The following is an 18,639-nucleotide window of genomic DNA, read 5'->3' on the forward strand; positions in this document are numbered from 1 at the left end:
CTGGAGCCGTTCCCATGAACCGCCTTGCAGCGTTCGTGGGGCTGCTGCTCGCGCTGTGCTGGCCGGCGCTGGCCGGCGCGCAAAGCATGGAGTCGGTGCTCTCTCCCGGCACGCTCTCCAAGGCCCATGCCAAATGGGACGAGAGCTGCCGCAGCTGCCACACGCCCTTCGACCGCAAGGCCCAGGACAAGCTTTGCGCCGACTGCCACAAGGACGTTGCGCGGGACCTGGCCGACCATGCCGGCTTCCACGGCCGCCTCAAGGCCGGACAGAGCTGCCGCGGCTGCCACACCGAGCACCGGGGGCGTGAGATGAACATCGCTCCGCTCGACACCAAGGCCTTCGACCACAAGCAGACCGACTTTCTGCTGAGGGGCAAGCATGCCGATACCGACTGCGCCAAGTGCCACGCACCGGGCAAGAAGTACAGCGTGGCCGCCCACGACTGCCTGAGCTGCCACAAGAAGGATGACGTTCACAAGGCGGCCCTCGGTGCCAAGTGCGAGAACTGCCACGACGAGCGCAACTGGCGCGACACCCGCTTCGACCACAGCACGACCCGCTTCGCGCTGAACGGTGCCCATGCGCCGGCCAAATGCGAGTCCTGCCACAAGACGCGCGAGTACAAGGAGACGCCGCGCGAGTGCGTGGCCTGCCATCGCAAGGACGACAAGCACAAGGCCCAGTTCGGCGACAAGTGCGAGAGCTGCCATGGCGAGAAGCGCTGGCGTGACATCGGCTTCCGCCATGACGTCGACACCAAATACCTGCTGCGCGACAAGCACCGCGACGTTCGCTGCACCAGCTGCCATACCGGGCCGCTCTACAAGGAAAAGACGCCGACCGACTGCCTCTCGTGCCACAGGAAGGACGACAAGCACAAGGGCACGCTGGGCGCGGACTGCAGCAGCTGCCACAGCGAGAAGGGCTGGAAGGAAGTGCAGCGCTTCGACCATGACCGCACGTCCTTCCCGCTGCTCGGCCGGCATGTGAAGCCGCGCTGCAACGACTGCCACCAGAGCCTCGTGTATCGCGAGGTGCAGACCACCTGCGTCGGCTGCCACAAGAAGGACGACAAGCACGAGAAGACGCTGGGCGAGCGCTGTGCCGACTGCCATACCGAGAGCGACTGGAAGGCGCCGCGCTTCGACCATGGGCGCACCCGCTTCGCGCTCAAGGGAGCGCATGCCAAGACCGAGTGCCGCGACTGTCACCGCGATGTGCGCAGCTACCGTGAAACGCCGAGCAGCTGCATCAGCTGCCACAAGAAGGACGACAAGCACGAAGCCCAGCTCGGCGAGCGCTGCGACAGCTGCCATGACGAGCAGCGCTGGAAGCTGGCGCGCTTCGACCACAACCGGGCCCGCTTCGCGCTGGCCGGCGCGCACCTGACCGTTGAATGCAAGGTCTGCCACCAGAGCCTGCGCTACCGCGACACGCCGCGCGACTGCCTCAGCTGCCACAAGAAGGACGACCGCCACAAGGCCCGCCTCGGCGCGGCCTGCGACAGCTGCCACAACGTGCGCGCCTGGCGGCTCTGGCGTTTCGACCATGAGCGCCAGACCGACTACCCGCTGACCGGTGCCCATCAGAAGGTGGCGTGCGAGGGCTGCCACCGCGAGCCCGCACCGGCAGGCCGCAAGACGGCGCCGCTGGGACGCGACTGCGTCAGCTGCCACCAGAAGGACGATGTCCACGACCGCAGCTTCGGTCCTCGCTGCGACAGCTGCCACCAGACCACCCGCTGGAATCAGGTCCGCCACACCGCACCAGGAGCTCGCCAATGAAACTCATCCATTGGATGCTGGGCCTCGTGCTGTGGCTCACCCAGGCGCTCGCCGGTGCCGCCACCAGCGAGTTCGATCACCTTCGCACCGGCTTTGCGCTCACCGGTTCGCACCAGAACCAGCGCTGCGAGAGCTGCCACATCGGCGGCGTGTTCAAGGGTACGCCGCGCGATTGCGACTCCTGCCACACCAGCGGCGCCCGCTTCGCCAAGACCAACACCGTCAAGCCCGCCAGCCACATCCCGACCAGCCAGAGCTGCGACAGCTGCCACAACACCCGCAGCTTCACCGGCGCCAAGATGAACCACAGCGGCGTTGGCAGCGGCAGTTGCGCCAGCTGCCACAACGGCGCCATCGCGAGTGGCAAGACCAGCGACCATGTGCAGACCAGCCTGTCCTGCGACAGCTGCCACCGCACCAGCGCCTGGAAGCCGCTGTCGGCCTTCAACCATGCCGGCGTGGCACCCGGCACCTGTGTCAGCTGCCACAACGGCAGCAAGGCCACCGGCAAGCCGGCCAATCACACGCCCTACACCGGCGTGGCCTCGCTCGCTTCGCTGGCCTGCGACAGCTGCCACAAGGCCGGCTTCACGTCCTGGACCCCCGCCAAGCTGCATGCGAGCGTTGCGGTGACCGAAGGCTGCGCCAGCTGCCATGCTGCCCTCAAGCCAGCCAATGCGGTGCATGCGGGCCAGACCGCTTGCGAGAGTTGCCACAAGAGCACCAGCAGCTGGGGCGGCGCCAAGGTCGACCATGCGAGCTTCAATGCCTCGACCAACTGCGCCAGCTGCCACAACGGCAGCAGCGCCACCGGCAAGCCCAGTCAGCACATGCCCACGGGCAGCGCCAACTGCAGCAGCTGCCACAGCACCGGCAGCTGGAAGCCGAGCAAGTGGAACCACACGCAGCTGCCGGTCAGCAACCAATGCGCCAGCTGCCACAGCGGCGCCTTCCCGCCGGCCGACGGCAAGCCCGCCGCGCACACGCCGTACACCGCCGTGGCCTCGCTGGCAGCCTTGAACTGCGACAGCTGTCACAAGGCCGGCTTCACCGCCTGGGCGCCGGCCAGGCTGCACGCCAGCGTCGCGGTGAGCGAGGGGTGCGCCAGCTGCCATGCGGCGAGCAAGCCCAACACAGCGATCCACGCGGGCCAGACCGTCTGCGAAAGCTGCCACAAGAGCACCAGCAGCTGGACCGGCGCCAAAGTGGACCACGGCAGCTTCAATGCCTCGACCAACTGCACCAGCTGTCACAACGGCAGCAGCGCTACGGCCAAGTCGGCCAGCCATGTTCCGGTGGCGTCCACCAATTGCATCAGCTGCCATACCACCAGCAGCTGGAAGCCGACGAAGTGGAACCACACGCAGCTGTCGGTCACCAACCAATGCGCCAGCTGCCACACGGGTGCGTTCCCGCCGGCCGATGGCAAGCCGGCCAGCCACACGCCGTATCAGTTGGTGCCGGCATTGGCGGCCTCTAATTGCGACAGCTGCCACAAGTCGGGCTTCACGGCCTGGGCGCCGGCCAAACTGCACAGCAGCGTGGCGGTGACCAGCAACTGCTCGACCTGCCACTTGAGCGTGCGGCCGACCAACGCCACGCACAGCGGCCAGACCGTCTGCGAGAGCTGTCACAAGAGCACCAGCAGCTGGAGCGGCGCCAAGGTCGATCACAGCACGTTCAATGCAGCCACCAACTGCGCCAGCTGCCACAACGGCAGCAGCGCCACGGCCAAGTCGGCCAGCCATATCCCAGTGGGCTCGACCAACTGCATCAGCTGCCACAGCACGAGCAGTTGGAAGCCGAGCAAGTGGAACCACACGCAGCTGCCGGTGACCAGCCAGTGCGCCAGCTGCCACAGCGGCGCCTACCTGCCCGCCGATGGCAAGCCCGCGACGCACACGCCCTACCAGCTCGTGTCCACGCTGGCGGCGGCCAATTGCGACAGCTGCCACAAGGCGGGTTTCACGGCCTGGGCGCCGGCAAGGCTGCATGCCAGCGTCACCGTCAGCACCAGCTGCTCCACCTGCCACTTGAGCGCTCGTCCTGGCAATGCCACACACGCTGGCCAGACCGTGTGCGAGAGCTGCCACAAGAGCACCAGCAGCTGGACGGGAGCCAAGGTGGACCACAGCGGCTTCACCGTCGCCACCAACTGCGCCAGCTGCCACAACGGCAGCAGTGCGACGGGCAAGCCGGCGGTGCACATCCCGGTGGCGGCCACCAACTGCATCAGCTGCCACACGACCAGCAGCTGGAAGCCGACGAAGTGGAACCACACGCAGCTGCCGGTCACCAGCCAGTGCGCCAGCTGCCACAGCGGTGCCTATCCGCCGGCCGATGGCAAGCCCGCGACCCACACGCCGTATCAGCTGGTGGGCACGATCGCGGCGTCGAACTGCGACACCTGCCACAAGGCCGGCTATGCCTCGTGGACACCGGCGAGGCTGCACGCCAGCGTGACGGTCACGAACAGCTGCTCGACCTGCCACCTGAGCGCGCGCCCGGCCACGACCATCCACGCCGGACAGACCGTCTGCGAGAACTGCCACAAGAGCACCAGCAGCTGGACGGGAGCCAAGGTGGACCACAGCGGCTTCACCGTGGCGACCAACTGCGCCAGCTGCCACAACGGCAGCAGCGCCACCGGCAAGCCGGCGGTGCACATGCCGGTGGGCACGACCAACTGCATCAGCTGCCACACGACGGCCAGCTGGAAGCCGACCAAGTGGAACCACACGCAGCTGCCGGTGACCAGCCAGTGCGCAAGCTGCCATAGCGGTGCCTATCCGCCGGCCGACGGCAAGCCTGCAAGCCACACGCCGTATCAGCTGGTGGGCACGATCGCGGCGTCGAACTGCGACACCTGCCACAAGGCCGGCTATGCCTCGTGGACACCGGCGAGGCTGCACGCCAGCGTGACGGTCACGAACAGCTGCTCGACCTGCCACCTGAGCGCGCGCCCGGCCACGACCATCCATGCCGGACAGACCGTCTGCGAGAACTGCCACAAGAGCACGAGCACCTGGACCGGGGCCAAGGTCGACCACAGCGGCTTCACCGTGGCGACCAACTGCGCCAGCTGCCACAACGGCAGCACCGCCACCGGCAAGGCGGCCAGCCACATGCCGGTGGGCACGACCAACTGCATCAGCTGTCACACGACCTCCGCCTGGAAGCCGAGCAAGTGGAACCACACGCAGCTGCCGGTGACCAGCCAGTGCGCCAGCTGCCACAGCGGCGCCTATCCGCCGGCCGACGGCAAGCCCGCGACCCACACGCCGTATCAGCTGGTGGGCACGATCGCGGCGTCGAACTGCGACACCTGCCACAAGGCCGGCTATGCCTCGTGGACACCGGCCAGGCTGCACGCCAGCGTGACGGTCACGAACAGCTGCTCGACCTGCCACCTGAGCGCGCGCCCGGCCACGACCATCCATGCCGGACAGACCGTCTGCGAGAACTGCCACAAGAGCACGAGCACCTGGACCGGGGCCAAGGTCGACCACAGCGGCTTCACCGTGGCGACCAACTGCGCCAGCTGCCACAACGGCAGCACCGCCACCGGCAAGGCGGCCAGCCACATGCCGGTGGGCACGACCAACTGCATCAGCTGTCACACGACCTCCGCCTGGAAGCCGACCAAGTGGAACCACACCCAGGTTACGGTGGTGAACCAGTGCGGCAGTTGCCATAGCGGCGCCTACCCGCCTGCCGATGCCAAGCCGGCCAACCACATTCCCTACCAGCTGCTCACCGGCGTGGCGATCACCAACTGCGACACCTGCCACAAGACCGGCTTCGCCAGCTGGGCCGGCGGCCGCTTCCATGCCAACGTCACCGTCACCGGCCAGTGCAAGACCTGCCACAACGGCAGCTACACCTCGCAGGGCGCCACGGCCAAGCCGGCCAACCACATTCCCGAGAACCAGCTGCTCAACGGCGCGGCGATGGAATGCAGCGCCTGCCACACCAGCGTCACCGCCTGGACCCAGAAGATGAACCACAACGCCTCGATGGGCAGCGGCGCCGGCTGGTGCAAGAGCTGCCATGCCTCCGGCACGGCCTACCTGGGCGGCATGGAGCGCAAGTCGCTGACCCATCGCACCAAGACCCCCGTGCCCACCGACTGCTCGGAATCCGGCTGCCACCGCCCGCTCGGCAACAAGGGCGCGGCCTACACGAAATGGGACTGATGAACGCCACGACGATGCGCCGCCTGCTGGCGGCCCTGACCTTCGCCCTGTGCAGCGCCGCGAGCCAGGCCCAGCTGATTGACGATGTGGAACTGCGCCGCCAGGGCGACGATGCCCTGGTCGTGGTGCGCTTCGTGACACCGGTGCAGTTCCAGCGCAATGTGGCGGCGCGCAGCGGTGACCTCGGCCAGGTCTACTACGACTTGCTGCCGACGCGCGACACGCTGAACCTGATCACCGCCGAGCGCCGGCTCACGACGCCGGCCGGCGCGCCACTCGTGATCGTGACCGACGAAAGCGCGGGCGGCACCGAGCGCAGCCGCAAGCTGGTGCTGCGTTTCTTCGGCGAGACGCCCTACCAGGCGCGGGCGGGATCCGGCAACCGCAGCATCGAACTGTTGCTGCGTGGCCAGGGCAGCAAGCTGGCCGAGGCCGTCGCGCCCGCTACCGCGCCGCGCACGGCCCCGCCTGCGGCGCCAAGCGGTCTGACCCTGGTGCTGCAGCGGCTCGAGGGCGATGACCCGGGGCAGGCCGTGCCGGTGCTCCTGCAGAGCTATACGGTGCTGGTGCGCAACCGCCAGGTCGACGGCCGGCCGCTGCGCGAAACCCTGGTCACCGGCATCGCGAGCGAAGCCGAGGCGCGCTCGCTGATCGCTGCCCTGAAGCCGCGCTTTCCCCAGGTGGCCATCGATGCCGCGCCAGCCGGCACCGAGACCCAGGCCACCACCGCAGCCCTCGCCACCGCCCCGCAACTGCCCGCCGCGCTCGGCGAGGCTGACGAGGCCCGCTCGGCCGCGCTGCTGACCGAGGCGCGGCGCAAGAGCGAGGAGGGCGACCACACCGCCGCCATCGCGCGGCTGGAAGAGTTGCTGGCAATGCCACCGCACGGCCGCACCGCCGAGGCGCAGGAACTGATCGCCCAGGCCCGCTGGCGCCAGGGCGACACCGAGCGCGCGCGCGCCGAGTTCGAGCTCTACCTGAAGCTCTATCCGCAGGGCGAAGGCGCCGGCCGGGCCCGCGAGGCGCTGCTGACGCTGGCGCCGCCCCCGCCGCCGGTGCAGGCCGCTGTCGGTGCCGACGGCAAGGCCGCCGCGACCACCACGTTGAGCGGCTCGCTGTCGAGCTTCTATTACGGCGGTCAGTCCAAGATCCGCACGCAGGACTTCCAGGACTCGCCGCTGGGCGGCCTGCCCGAGTTGGTCAGTGATGCCTCGCTGTCGGGCACCGACCAGAAGCAGATCATCTCCAGCGTCGATGTGAACTGGCGCCGCCGCGATGCCGACAGCGACCTGCGCCTGGTGCTGCGCGACACCTACAGCGCTGACCTGCTGCGCAGCAGTCGCAGCAAGAACAAGCTCTCCGCCCTCTACGCCGACTACCGTCTGACCGGCGCCGGCCTCAACCTGCGCGTGGGTCGGCAGTCGCCCACCGGCGGAGGCGTGATCGGCCGTTTCGATGGTCTGCAGCTGGGCTACAAGTTCGCGCCCAAGTGGCGGCTGAGCGGCGTGGTCGGCCAGCCCTCCGATCACCTGCTCGATGCCAAGCGCTACTTCTACGGCGCGTCCATCGAGGCCGATGAATTCCTGGTCAAGGGCCTCGGCGGCAGCCTCTATGCCATCGAGCAGCGCGTCGATGGCCAGGTCGACCGCCGCGCCATCGGCAGCGAGCTGCGCCTGCTGGCCGGCCCGGTCACCGCCCTCGGCTTGCTGGACTACGACCCGCTGCTCAAGGGCCTCAACATCGGCTCTGTGCAAGCCACCTGGCAATGGCAGGACAACACGGTCGTCAACGTGCTTTACGACCGTCGCTCGACGCCGATGTTGATGCTGGGCAACAGCCTGTTCTTCCAGAACCCGGTGCTGCAGGTGCAGGCCCGCACGCTCTACGAACTGCTGCTGACGCAGAGCCTGCCCCTGCTGCGCCAGCAGGTGCGCGACACCACGGCCTTCAGCACGCAAGGCATGGTCTCGATCACGCGGCCGCTCACCCCCAGCTGGCAGCTGGGCCTGGACCTGCGCCTGACCAATGTCGGCGCGCTGCAACCGGTGGCCGACATCCTGCCGAACGGCCAGCCCGGCACCGGCAATATCTGGAGCAGCGGCCTGCAGCTGATCGGCACCAATCTGTACTCGGCGCGCGACACCCATGTGCTGCTGCTGACCCTGCTGCGCGGCCCGAGCTATCGCGGCGAGCTGCTCTCCTACAACAACAGCTCGGCCGTCGGCGAGGGCTGGTTGATGGAGCCCTCGCTGCGCCTGTACCGCCAGCGCGACGACACCGGAACCGACAGCCGCCGCTGGGCGCCGGGCCTGCGTCTCAGCAAGCGCAGCACGGCCAAGCTGGTGCTGGAGGGCGAGCTGAGCATGGAGTTCAGCAAGACCGACGGCCCGCTGCGGCATGAGTCTTCCAGCCGCAGCTTCTACTACCTGGGCCTGCGCTATGACCTCTGAGGCAGACCTGCTGCTGCGTGCCCGCGAGCTGGCCTGCGAGCGCGGTGGCCGCCTGGTCTGCCGCGACCAGAGCCTCACGCTGGCGGTGGGCGGCTCGATCTGGCTGCGTGGTCGCAATGGTTGCGGCAAGACCAGCCTGCTGCGCGTGCTCGCCGGCCTGGCCCGCCCGGCCCGTGGCGAGCTGTGGCTGGCGCCGCAGCTGCGCAGCCTCTTCGTCGGCCACCAGAACGCCTTGAAGGACGATCTCACGGTGGCCGAGAACCAGCGCTTCCTGGCGCGGCTGTGCCGACTGGAACGCGGCGAAGCGGCGCTCGATCAGGCGCTCAAGACCTGGGGCCTGTGGAGCCGCCGTCACCTGCCGGCGCGTGCCTTGTCACAGGGCCTGCGCCGGCGCCTGTCGCTGTCGCGGCTGAGCCTCGCGGAGGACGCACGGCTCTGGTTGCTCGACGAGCCCTTCGATGCGCTGGACGGCGAGGGCGTGGCGACGCTGGGCGCGGCGCTGTACGGCCATCGCGCGATGGGCGGGGCCTGCGTGCTGAGCAGCCATTTGCCGCTGGGCTTCGACCGGCTGCCGCAGCTGGAGCACTGGGTCGAGGCGCGGGGAGCGGGCGCATGAGCCGCGACGAAGCGCTGGCGCTCAGAATGCCTGCGCCAGCCCGGCCCGAGCCGCATCAATCGCGCGAGCCCTCGCTGGCCTGGACGCTGCTGCAGCGCGACCTGCGGCTGGCGCTGCGCCGCCGTGGCGAGGCGCTCTTGCCGCTCGGCTTCTTCGGTGTGATCGCCGGCCTGCAACCGCTGGGCATTGGCTCGGACCTGGTGTTGTTGCGCCAGCTCGGGCCGGGCCTGATCTGGATGGCGGCCTTGCTCGCGGCCCTGCTGCCGCTGCCGGCCCTCTTTGCCACCGACCAGGCCGACGGCACGCTGGACCAGCTGATGCTCAGCGGCGAGCCGCTGTGGCTGCTCGCGCTGGCCAAGGCTGCAGCCCATTGGCTGGTCAGCAGTGCGGCGCTCGTGCTGCTCGCGCCGCTGCTGGGCCTGCTTTATGGGCTGAGCGGCGAGGCCCTGCTCGTGCTGGTAGCGGGCCTAGCGATCGGCACGCCGGTGCTGAGCCTCGTCGGCACGCTCGGCGCAGCGCTGACCACCGGCGTGCGCAGCGCCGGTGCGCTGATCCTGCTGTTGGTCCTGCCCTTGCTGGCACCGGTGCTGATCTTCGGCGCAGGCGCCGTGCAGGCCGTGCTGGCCGGGCAGAGCGCTGCGCCGCACCTCTCGCTGCTCGGGGCCGAGGCCTTGCTCGCCCTGGTCGGCAGCCCCTTTCTGACGGCGCAGGCCCTGCGCATCGCCCAGGAGTGAACCCATGATGAACACCACCGCCACGCTGCGCCCGCCCTGGCGCTTTTTCAGCCTCGCGGCGCCATCCAGCTTCTACCGCGCCACCGAGGCCATGGCACCGCTGCTCTGGGCGACCTGCCTGGTGCTGGCGGCCGTGGCCCTGTGGGTGGGCTTCGTCGTCGCGCCCACCGACGCGACGCAGGGCGAGGCCTACCGCATCATCTACCTGCATGTGCCGGCGGCCTGGCTGTCCATGGTGCTCTACCTGGCCATGGCCTTCTGGGCCCTGATCGGCTGGGCCTGGAACGTGCGCATGGCCGCGATGCTGGCGCGCGCCATCGCGCCCACCGGCGCGCTGTTCACGGTGATCGCGCTGTGGACCGGCGCGGCCTGGGGCAAGCCGACCTGGGGCACCTGGTGGGTCTGGGATGCGCGGCTGACCAGCGAGCTGATCCTGATCTTCCTCTACCTCGGCTACCTGGCCCTGGTTGCGAGCATCGAGGACACCCGCCGCGCCGACCAGGCCGGGGCGCTGCTGGCTCTCGTCGGCGCCATCAATGTGCCGGTCATCTACTTCTCGGTGCGCTGGTGGAACACGCTGCACCAGGGCGCCACGATCAGCGCGACTGCCGCGCCCAAGATGGCCAGCACCATGCTCACCGCCATGCTGCTGATGACGCTGGCCTGCTGGGCCTATGCCTTTGCCGTCGTCTTTGCACGGGCCCGTGCCATCGCGCTTGAGCGCGAGTCCGATCACCAATGGGTCCGTCAGCTGCAGGCTGAGCAGGGCCCGCATCGCCATCGTCACGAATCATGAACAGCTTGCAATCCTTGATCGAACTGGGCGGCTACGGTCGCTACGTCTGGCCGGCCTATGGCCTGAGCCTTGCGCTGATGCTGGTGGAGCCCTGGCTTTTGCGCCGCCGCCTGGCGCGCGCGCTGGCGCCGCGCCAGGACGGGGAGGGCGAGGCATGAAGACGCGCAACAAGCGGCTGCTGCTGGCGACCGGCGTACTCGCCCTGCTGGGCCTCGCGGCTGCCCTGGTGATGAATGCCTTTCGCAGCAACCTGGTGTTTTTCTATTCGCCGAGCCAGGTGCAGGCCGGTGAGGCGCCGCAGGGCCGGCTGTTCCGCATCGGCGGACTTGTGGAGGCCGGCAGCGTGAAGCGCGATGGCGTGGTCGTGAGGTTCCGAGTCACCGACACCACGCATGCCATGGCGGTGGACTACCAGGGCATCCTCCCGGACCTGTTCAAGGAGGGCAAGGGCGTGGTGGCTCAGGGCCGGCTGCAGGGCGATGGCCGCTTCGTCGCGCAGGAGGTGCTGGCCAAGCACGACGAGAACTACATGCCGCCCGAGGCCGCCGAGGCGCTGGAGCGTGCGCGCAAGGGCGGCAGTCTGAACACCTCGTCGGCGGGTGCGCCATGAGGGCCGAGCTGGGACATTTCGCCCTCTGGCTCGCGCTCGCGGCCACCCTGGTGCAGTCGCTGCTGCCGCTGTGGGGGCTGCAGCGGGGCCGGGCCGATCTCGCGGCGCTGGCGCGGCCGCTGGCCCGCCTGATCGCCGGCCTGGTGGCCTTCTCCTTCGTGATGCTGACGCTCAGTTTCGTGGCGAATGACTTCAGCGTGCTCTACGTGGCCGAGCATTCCAATACCGCGCTCCCGCTGGCCTACAAGGTCGCCGGCGTCTGGGGCGGTCACGAGGGCTCGCTGCTGCTGTGGCTGCTGATGCTGCAGCTCTGGACCCTGGCCGTGGACCGCTTCAGTGCCCGCCTTCCCGAACCGCTGGTGACGCGCTTGCTGGTCGTGCTGGCCTGGGTGGCGCTCGGCTTCCTGCTCTTCATGCTGCTGACCTCGAACCCGTTCGAGCGCTTGATACCCGCTGCGCCCGACGGCCGTGACCTGAACCCGCTGCTGCAGGACCCTGGCATGGTCATCCACCCGCCCATGCTCTACATGGGCTATGTCGGCTTCTCGGTGGCCTTCGCCTTCGCCATCGCGGCGCTGCTGAGCGGCGAGCTCGATGCGCAATGGGCGCGCTGGACGCGGCCCTGGACCACGGCCGCCTGGGTCTTCCTCACGCTCGGGATCATGCTCGGCAGCTGGTGGGCCTATTACGAGCTGGGCTGGGGCGGCTGGTGGTTCTGGGACCCGGTGGAGAACGCCTCCTTCATGCCCTGGCTGGTGGGCACGGCGCTGATCCATTCGCTTGCAGTGACCGAGAAGCGCGGTGCCTTCAAGTCCTGGACCGTGCTGATGGCCATCCTCGCCTTCTCGCTGTCACTGCTCGGTACCTTCCTCGTGCGCTCGGGCGTGCTGAGCTCGGTCCATGCCTTCGCGTCGGACCCGAAGCGCGGGCTCTTCATCCTCGCCTTCCTGGGCGTGACCGTGGGCGGGGCGCTCGCGCTCTACGGCTGGCGCTCGGGCAAGGTGGGCCTGGGGGCGCGCTTCGAGCTGCTGTCGCGCGAGACGGCCCTGCTGGCCAACAACGTGCTGCTGCTGGTGGCCACGGCCGCCGTGCTGCTGGGAACGCTGTATCCGCTGGTGCTCGATGGCCTGGGCCTCGGCAAGATCTCGGTCGGCGTGCCTTACTTCGAATCGGTGTTCGTGCCGCTGATGGCGCCGCTGCTCTTCCTGATGGCCGTCGGGCCGTTGCTGCGCTGGAAAGCGGCCGAACTGCCGCCGCTGCTGCTGCGCCTGCGCTGGGCTGCCGTGGTGGCCGTGCTGGCCGGTGTGGGCAGCACCTGGGCGGCGGGTCGCATCGGTTGGCAGGCGGCGCTGGGGCTGACGGCGGCGTTCTGGATCTTTGCAGGCGTGCTCAGCGACCTCTGGCCGCGAGGCGCGACCTGGGCCGAGCGCTGGCGCCAGCTGGCCGCGCAGCCGCGTGGTGCCTGGGGCATGTGGATGGCCCATGCCGGCGTGGCGGTCTTCATCATCGGTGTGGTGATGGTGAAGGGCTACGAGCAGGAGCGCGACGTGCGCGTGCGGCCCGGCGACACGGTGAGCTTCGAGCGCCTCACTTTCCGCTTCCTCGGCGTGGAAGACGTGCAAGGTCCCAACTACCTGGCGACGCGCGGCACGGTCGAAGCCTGGCGTGGCGAGAAGCGCGTGGCCGTGATGCATCCGGAGAAGCGCATCTACCGCGTGCAGCAGAACCCGATGACCGAGGCCGCGATCCACACGGGGCTGCGTGGCGACCTCTATGTCTCGCTCGGCGAAGCGCTCGAGGACGGCTCCTGGACCTTGCGCGTCTACCTCAAGCCTTTCGTCGACTGGATCTGGGGCGGCTGTGTCTTGATGGCCCTGGGTGGCGCCGTGGCCGCCACGGACAGACGCTATCGACAAGCGATACGCGAACGGCGCACGGCCGCTTCGCCGGTGCAGGAGGTCCTGGCATGAAACCGCTGTTCAAGCATTGGAAGCTCTGGCTGCCGCTGCTGCTGTTCGCCGTGCTGCTCGCCTTCCTGGCGCGCGGTCTCTCGCGCGACCCGCGCGAGGTGCCGAGCCCCTTCATCGACAAGCCGGCCCCGGCCCTGGACCTGCCGCGCCTCGATCAGGCCGGGCTGCGCCTGCGCCGTGAGGACCTGCTCGGCAAGGTCTGGATGCTCAATGTCTGGGCCTCCTGGTGCGTGGCCTGCCGCGAGGAGCACGAGACCTTGCTCGCCTACTCGAGGCGCGGCCGCGTGGCCGTCTACGGCCTCAACTACAAGGACACGCGGCCGGCCGGCCAGGACTGGCTGCGCCGCTTCGGCAACCCCTATGTGGCCTCGGGCTTCGATGACCAGGGCCTGGCCGGCATCGACTGGGGCGTCTATGGCGTGCCCGAGACCTTCGTGATCGACATGGATGGCCGGGTGCGTCTCAAGCACGTCGGCCCGCTGACCGAGCAGGTCATCGCCGAGAAGATCGAGCCGCTGCTCGCGCAACTGGGAGTCTGAGCATGAAGCGCTGCTGGATGTTCTTCCTGCTGTACCTGCAGGCCCTGCCTGGTGCCTGGGCTGGCGAAGCGGCACCGCTCGCGGCCGACCCGGGGCTCGAGGCCCGCGTGATGGCCGTGTCCTCGGAGCTGCGCTGCCTGGTCTGCCAGAACCAGACCATCGCCGACTCGCATGCGGGCCTGGCCATCGACCTGCGCGAACAAGTCCGCCAACGCCTCGCGCGGGGCGAGAGCGAGGCCCAGGTGATCGCCTTCATGACCCAGCGCTACGGCGACTTCGTGCTGTACCGGCCGCCGGTCCAGCCCAGCACCTGGCTGCTGTGGTTCGGGCCGGCCCTGCTGCTGTTCGCGGCGCTGGCGGCCCTGCTGCTGCACCTGGCGCGGCGGCGCAACCTGGCCGACGCCGCCTTCGAACCCGACCCCACCGATGACCTCCAGGAACCCCGCCGATGAATCCGAACGACCTGAACCTGCTGCGCCAGCGCATCGAGAAACTGGACCAGATGCAGCGCGACGGCCTGCTGTCCGAGACCCTGCACCAGGAAAGCCGCCAGGCGCTGGAGCGAGAGCTGGTGGCGGCGGTGCTGGCCGCGCCGGCCGTTGCCACGGCCGCGCCGCGTGCCGGGCTGCGCACCTGGCTGCTGGTCGGCGCCGTGGTGGCCGGCCTGGGCGGTGCCGGCTACTGGTGGAGCGGCTCGGCCGAGGCCGGCTGGTCCGGCATGCAGACGGGCTTGACCCCGTCGGCCACGGCGGCTTCGGCGCCGCATGCGCTCGGCAACGAGCAGATGGCGGCCATGGTGCAGAGCCTCGCTGAGCGGCTCAAGACCAGCCCCGACGATGCCGAAGGCTGGGGCATGCTGGCCCGCTCCTACGCCACCCTCGGCCGGCCGGCCGAGGCGCTGCCGGCCTACGAGCGCGCGCTCAAGCTGGCACCCAAGGATGCGCAGCTGATGGCCGATTACGCCGACACCCTTGCCCTGCAGCAGGGCCGGCAGCTCAGCGGCGCACCGATGGAATGGATACGCAAGGCCTTGCAGATGGATCCGCGCCAGCCCAAGGCCCTGCTGCTGGCCGGCACCGAGGCCTTCAATCGCCAGGACTACGCCGCCGCGCTCAAGCACTGGGAGGCGGTGGTGCAGGGTGGCGTGGGGGGCAATCTGGTCGAGCAGGCGCGGGCCGGCGTCGAGGATGCGCGCCAGGCGCTTGGTCAGCCGGCTGCCGCCAGTGCGGCCCTGCCGGGCCTGGCCGGCGCTCGCGTGACCGGCCAGGTCAGCCTCGCACCGGCCCTGCTGAAACAGGTGCAGCCGGACGACACGGTGTTCGTCTTCGCCCGCCCAGCGCAAGGGGCGCGCATGCCACTGGCGATGCTGCGCAAGCAGGTGAAAGACCTGCCCCTGTCCTTCGTGCTCGACGACTCGCTGGCCATGAGTCCGCAGGCCCGCCTGTCCTCGGCCCGCGAGGTCGTGGTCAGCGCCCGAATCTCGCGCAGTGGCCAGGCACAGCCTCAGCCCGGCGACCTGGAAGGCAGCACGGCGGCCGTGGCCGTGGGCAGCGAGCAGCTGAAGCTCGTGATCGCGACGCCGGTGAAGTGAAGCCGCTGCGCTCAGGCCTCGCCGTGCTTGGTCTCGAAGGCAATGCCCATCTGCTGCAGCAGGGCCGTGGGCAGCACGCCGCCGGCGCAGACGATCAGTGCGTCGTTGGGGCGTGAGAGCAGCCCGCCGCTGCCACGCAGCGACACCGCGTCGGGCGTGATGCGCTCGATCTCGGTCTGCAGCAGCAGCTCAAGGCGACCGGCGGCCGCGGCAGCCTCCAGCGCGCTGCGATTCTTGGGCTTGACGCGGCTGAACGCCTGGCTGCGGTAGGACAGCTGCACCGTCGTGCCGGGCTGCTCGGCCAGCTGCAGCGCGGCTTCCAGCGCGCTGTCGCCACCACCCACCACCATCACCTGCTGGCCGCGGTACTGCTCGGCATCGATCAGCCGGTAGACCACCTTCTGCAGTTCCTCTCCCGGCACACCCAGCTTGCGCGGCGAGCCGCGCCGGCCGATGGCCAGCAGCACCGAGCGGGCACGATGCTGGCCCTGGCTGGTGTGGATCACGAAGCTTTCGCCCTGCGGTTCGATGCGGTCCATGCGCTCGTTGAAGCGGAGCACGAGGCCGGTCTTGCCGACGATGCCGTGCCAGAAGTCCAGCAGCTTCTCCTTCGAGACCTCGCTCATGCGCACGCTGCCCACCAGGGGCAGCCTGACCGGCGCCGTCATTGCGATCTTGGCGCGTGGGTAGTGGTAGATCGCGCCGCCGAGCGAGTCCTCCTGCTCGATCACCGAATAGCGCAGGCCCATTTCCTGCGCCGCCAGCGCGGCACCGAGGCCGGCCGGGCCGGCGCCGACGATCAGCAGGTCGAGTTCGTCGGGGCCGGCCTTGCGCCGGCGTATCGCATCGACCGCCTGCACGCCCTGGCTCGCGGCCTTTCGTATCAGGCCCATGCCGCCGAGCTCGCCGGCGATGAAGATGCCCGGCACGTTCGACTCGAACTGCGGCGAGACCTTGGGAATGTCGACGCCACGCTTCTCGGTGCCGAAGACGAGGGTGATCGCCTCCACCGGGCAGGCCTCGGCGCAGGCGCCATGGCCGATGCAGGCCGAGGCATTGATCAGGGTGGCGCGGCCGTCGACGATGCCCAACGCTCCCTCGGGGCAGGCGCTGACGCAGCCGCCGCTGCCGATGCAGCGCACCGGGTTGACGACCGGATGCAGCGAGGGTGGCTCGTTGAGCCCGGCCTGGTCGGCCTCTGCGCGTGCCTCGGCGTTTCCGCGCTCTCTCCGGCGGCGCATCAACAGGTGCAGGGCGATGGCGGCGGCGCCGACGCCGAGGTAGAGGGGAAGGTAGGTGCTGCTGCTCATGGGTGTGTGCGGGGCGGTCGGCTGTCGATCAGGCCGCTGATCGGCAGCTCGGGCCGTGGCGCCGCCAGCGCCGCGAGTGCGTAGTGTTGGCTGAACAGGCTGGCCTGGGAATGCAGCTGCAACCATTGCTCACCTTGTGCCTGCTCCGGTGTCCAGTGGCGGCTGCCACCGGTCCAGGACAGTTGCAGTTCGGCGCTGCCTTGCGGCGGCAGCAGCACGCGGACCCGGGTGCCCGGCAACAGCCAGATTGGTGGCTGGCCGGCGAGTTGCACGCGCACGCGGCCGTGGCGGTCATCGGGCTCGGCACGGACCAGGTTCAGCACCCGGTCGCCGGGCTGCAGAGGCTCTTCGGCCTGAGGCCGGTCGGTACACAGCGCCTGGCGAACATGGGGCACGCACAGGCGCTCGCCGATCACCGTAGTGCCGGGCAGGGCGCAGGCGACCAAGGCGGGCAGCGTCAGGGCGAGTGGGATCCAGGGCTTCATGGGACGCTCCTTGTGACCGGGTGGCCGGACAAGGGCCAGAGACGGCTGCTCGCCAGCGCGATGCGGCCCTCCAGCAATTGCCGCTCAATGCGGGCCTGCGCCAGGGCCAACGCTGCCTCCTGCGCCTGGCGGCGTGCGGCCCAGCGGTCGCCCAGCTGCGCTTCACCGAGGGCATAGGCGCGGGCGAGCTTGTCGGCGTGCTGTTGCAGCGCCTCGGCATGGCGGGCCTGCAGGCTCAATTGCTGCTGCGCGAGTTCGAGCTGGCGCAGCAGCTGCTGGGCCCGCAGCTGGGCATCCAGGCGGGCCTGATCGAGCATGGCCTCGGCGGCGGCGGCGCGGGCCGCGGCGGCGCGGCCGGCCTGGCTGCGGCCCTCGCCGCCGATGGGCAGGCTGAGGCTCACGCCCAGCACGCGCTCCTCGCCGCTGCGCCCACGCAATGCGCGCACCGCCAGCACCGGGTCGGGCCGCTGTTCGCGCCGCTCCTGCTCGGCCAGGCGCCGGCTGAGCCGGGCCTCGGCTTCGGCCAGCTGCAGGGCGGCATCCTGTTCTTCGAGCTGCGCCGTGTTGATGTCATGCGCGGCCGGCGCCTGCCAGGTGGTGGGCGGCAGCGGTGCATCGCCCAGCAGGGTCTGCAGGCGCCGCTGCTGTTCGTCGGCGGCGCTGCGGCCCTGGGCCAGGCGCGACTCGGCGCCGGCCAATGCGGCTTCGGCCTGCAGCAGCTCGGCCGGTGCGGCATCGCCCAATTGCTGGCGCCGCGCCAGCGCGGCGACCTCCTGGGCCACGCTGTCGCGCTGCGCTTGCAGCAGCGCCTGACCCTCGGTCTCGCGCCGCCAGGCAGCCCATTGCGCCAGCAGCCGCTCGGCCTGTTCGCGCCAGGCCAGGGCCAGCCGGGCGCGGCCGTAGTCCTCCCGGGCCGCGCCAGCGAGGTCGGCGGCCGCAGCCTTGCCTGGCAATCGCCAGGGGCGCTGCAGGCTCAGTTCCAGGTCCTGGTTGCTGCCGGGCTGCAGCAGTGGTTCACGGCGATGGGCAGCGGCCAGCGATACCGTCCATTCGCCATTGCCGGCGCGGGTCTGGGCGGCCAGGGCGCCCTGTTCCTGACGCCCGGCCAGGGCGGCGCGCCAGGCGGGTGAGGCCAGCAGGGCGGGCTCGGGCGACCAGGCGGCCGGCGTCTGCGCTGAGGCGCTCGACGAGGCGCCCATCCAGCCGCCCAGAGCGGCCGCCAGCAGGCAAGGCAAGAGTCGGTGCTTCATGCGAAAGCCTCCAGCTGTTCCACCGGCTGCACCCACAGGCCGCCATCGGTGCCGGCCAGCAAGGCCTTCAGCGCTGCGATCAATGCGGCGCTGTGCTCACGCGCCAGCACCAGCTTGACCTCCACGCGTTCGGCATAGCCCTGCACACGCTCCTCGATGCCCGCCAGCTGCACCAGCGGCCCGCGGGCCGCGACACGATGCACGGCGAACTCGATGGCCTTGCCCGGCTGTTCCATCAGCCAGTCCACCAGGCGCGGCTCGGCGGCGGCTGGCACGACCAGCACCACGCAAACCAGATCACTCAT

At 69.9% G+C, this 18,639-nt stretch carries 16 protein-coding genes; 12 read left to right on the forward strand and 4 right to left on the reverse strand.

Annotated features, from left to right (window positions below):
- The first annotated feature begins 14 nt into the window (after positions 1-14).
- From ABT392_RS00255 to ABT392_RS00310, 12 genes are read left to right on the forward strand one after another with little or no spacing between them, the layout of a single operon-like run.
- Entirely contained in the window at positions 15-1,787 is a 1,773-nt protein-coding gene (locus tag ABT392_RS00255) for a cytochrome c3 family protein (protein ID WP_395384427.1), read from the forward strand.
- Positions 1,784-5,983, forward strand: a complete 4,200-nt coding sequence (locus ABT392_RS00260; RefSeq protein WP_395384426.1) for a cytochrome c3 family protein — start codon at positions 1,784-1,786, stop codon at positions 5,981-5,983. The genes ABT392_RS00255 and ABT392_RS00260 overlap by 4 nt, the downstream gene beginning before the upstream one ends.
- Positions 5,974-8,433: an outer membrane protein assembly factor BamD gene (bamD, locus tag ABT392_RS00265; protein ID WP_395384425.1), complete on the forward strand. Its 2,460-nt coding sequence runs from the start codon at positions 5,974-5,976 to the stop codon at positions 8,431-8,433. Before ABT392_RS00260 ends, bamD begins: the two co-directional genes overlap by 10 nt.
- On the forward strand, positions 8,423-9,049 hold the full coding sequence (gene ccmA / locus ABT392_RS00270; protein WP_334279289.1) for a heme ABC exporter ATP-binding protein CcmA: 627 nt from the start codon (positions 8,423-8,425) through the stop codon (positions 9,047-9,049). Before bamD ends, ccmA begins: the two co-directional genes overlap by 11 nt.
- Positions 9,046-9,783, forward strand: coding sequence for a heme exporter protein CcmB (ccmB, locus tag ABT392_RS00275; RefSeq protein WP_395384424.1), 738 nt, complete (start codon positions 9,046-9,048; stop codon positions 9,781-9,783). Before ccmA ends, ccmB begins: the two co-directional genes overlap by 4 nt.
- 4 nt (positions 9,784-9,787) lie before the next feature.
- Positions 9,788-10,579, forward strand: a complete 792-nt coding sequence (gene ccmC / locus ABT392_RS00280) for a heme ABC transporter permease CcmC (protein WP_395384423.1) — start codon at positions 9,788-9,790, stop codon at positions 10,577-10,579.
- Positions 10,576-10,737: a heme exporter protein CcmD gene (ccmD, locus tag ABT392_RS00285; RefSeq protein ID WP_395384422.1), complete on the forward strand. Its 162-nt coding sequence runs from the start codon at positions 10,576-10,578 to the stop codon at positions 10,735-10,737. The genes ccmC and ccmD overlap by 4 nt, the downstream gene beginning before the upstream one ends.
- The gene (gene ccmE / locus ABT392_RS00290; protein WP_334279286.1) at positions 10,734-11,189 is read left to right on the forward strand and encodes a cytochrome c maturation protein CcmE; all 456 of its coding nucleotides are present in this window, start codon (positions 10,734-10,736) and stop codon (positions 11,187-11,189) included. The genes ccmD and ccmE overlap by 4 nt, the downstream gene beginning before the upstream one ends.
- Positions 11,186-13,159, forward strand: coding sequence for a heme lyase CcmF/NrfE family subunit (locus ABT392_RS00295; protein WP_395384421.1), 1,974 nt, complete (start codon positions 11,186-11,188; stop codon positions 13,157-13,159). The genes ccmE and ABT392_RS00295 overlap by 4 nt, the downstream gene beginning before the upstream one ends.
- Positions 13,156-13,698, forward strand: coding sequence for a DsbE family thiol:disulfide interchange protein (locus ABT392_RS00300; protein ID WP_334279284.1), 543 nt, complete (start codon positions 13,156-13,158; stop codon positions 13,696-13,698). The genes ABT392_RS00295 and ABT392_RS00300 overlap by 4 nt, the downstream gene beginning before the upstream one ends.
- Positions 13,699-13,700: 2 nt before the next feature.
- The gene (locus ABT392_RS00305; RefSeq protein ID WP_334279283.1) at positions 13,701-14,150 is read left to right on the forward strand and encodes a cytochrome c-type biogenesis protein; all 450 of its coding nucleotides are present in this window, start codon (positions 13,701-13,703) and stop codon (positions 14,148-14,150) included.
- Positions 14,147-15,289, forward strand: coding sequence for a tetratricopeptide repeat protein (locus ABT392_RS00310; protein WP_395384420.1), 1,143 nt, complete (start codon positions 14,147-14,149; stop codon positions 15,287-15,289). The genes ABT392_RS00305 and ABT392_RS00310 overlap by 4 nt, the downstream gene beginning before the upstream one ends.
- Before the next feature lie 11 nt (positions 15,290-15,300).
- On the opposite strand, the gene ABT392_RS00315 is transcribed toward ABT392_RS00310, so the two are convergent.
- The 4 genes from ABT392_RS00315 to ABT392_RS00330 are packed head-to-tail and all read right to left on the reverse strand — an operon-like array spanning position 15,301 to position 18,639.
- Entirely contained in the window at positions 15,301-16,599 is a 1,299-nt protein-coding gene (locus ABT392_RS00315; RefSeq protein ID WP_395384419.1) for an NAD(P)-binding domain-containing protein, read from the reverse strand.
- The gene (locus tag ABT392_RS00320; RefSeq protein WP_334279280.1) at positions 16,596-17,084 is read right to left on the reverse strand and encodes a hypothetical protein; all 489 of its coding nucleotides are present in this window, start codon (positions 17,082-17,084) and stop codon (positions 16,596-16,598) included. Before ABT392_RS00320 ends, ABT392_RS00315 begins: the two co-directional genes overlap by 4 nt.
- A complete protein-coding gene (locus ABT392_RS00325; protein WP_395384418.1) occupies positions 17,081-18,334 on the reverse strand; it encodes a TolC family protein in 1,254 nt (417 codons plus the stop codon). Before ABT392_RS00325 ends, ABT392_RS00320 begins: the two co-directional genes overlap by 4 nt.
- A complete protein-coding gene (locus tag ABT392_RS00330; RefSeq protein ID WP_334279278.1) occupies positions 18,331-18,639 on the reverse strand; it encodes a DUF3240 family protein in 309 nt (102 codons plus the stop codon). The genes ABT392_RS00325 and ABT392_RS00330 overlap by 4 nt, the downstream gene beginning before the upstream one ends.

Origin of the sequence: Paucibacter sp. JuS9 (genome assembly GCF_044043925.2) — a bacterium.
Taxonomy (GTDB): Bacteria; Pseudomonadota; Gammaproteobacteria; order Burkholderiales; family Burkholderiaceae_C; genus JAUASW01.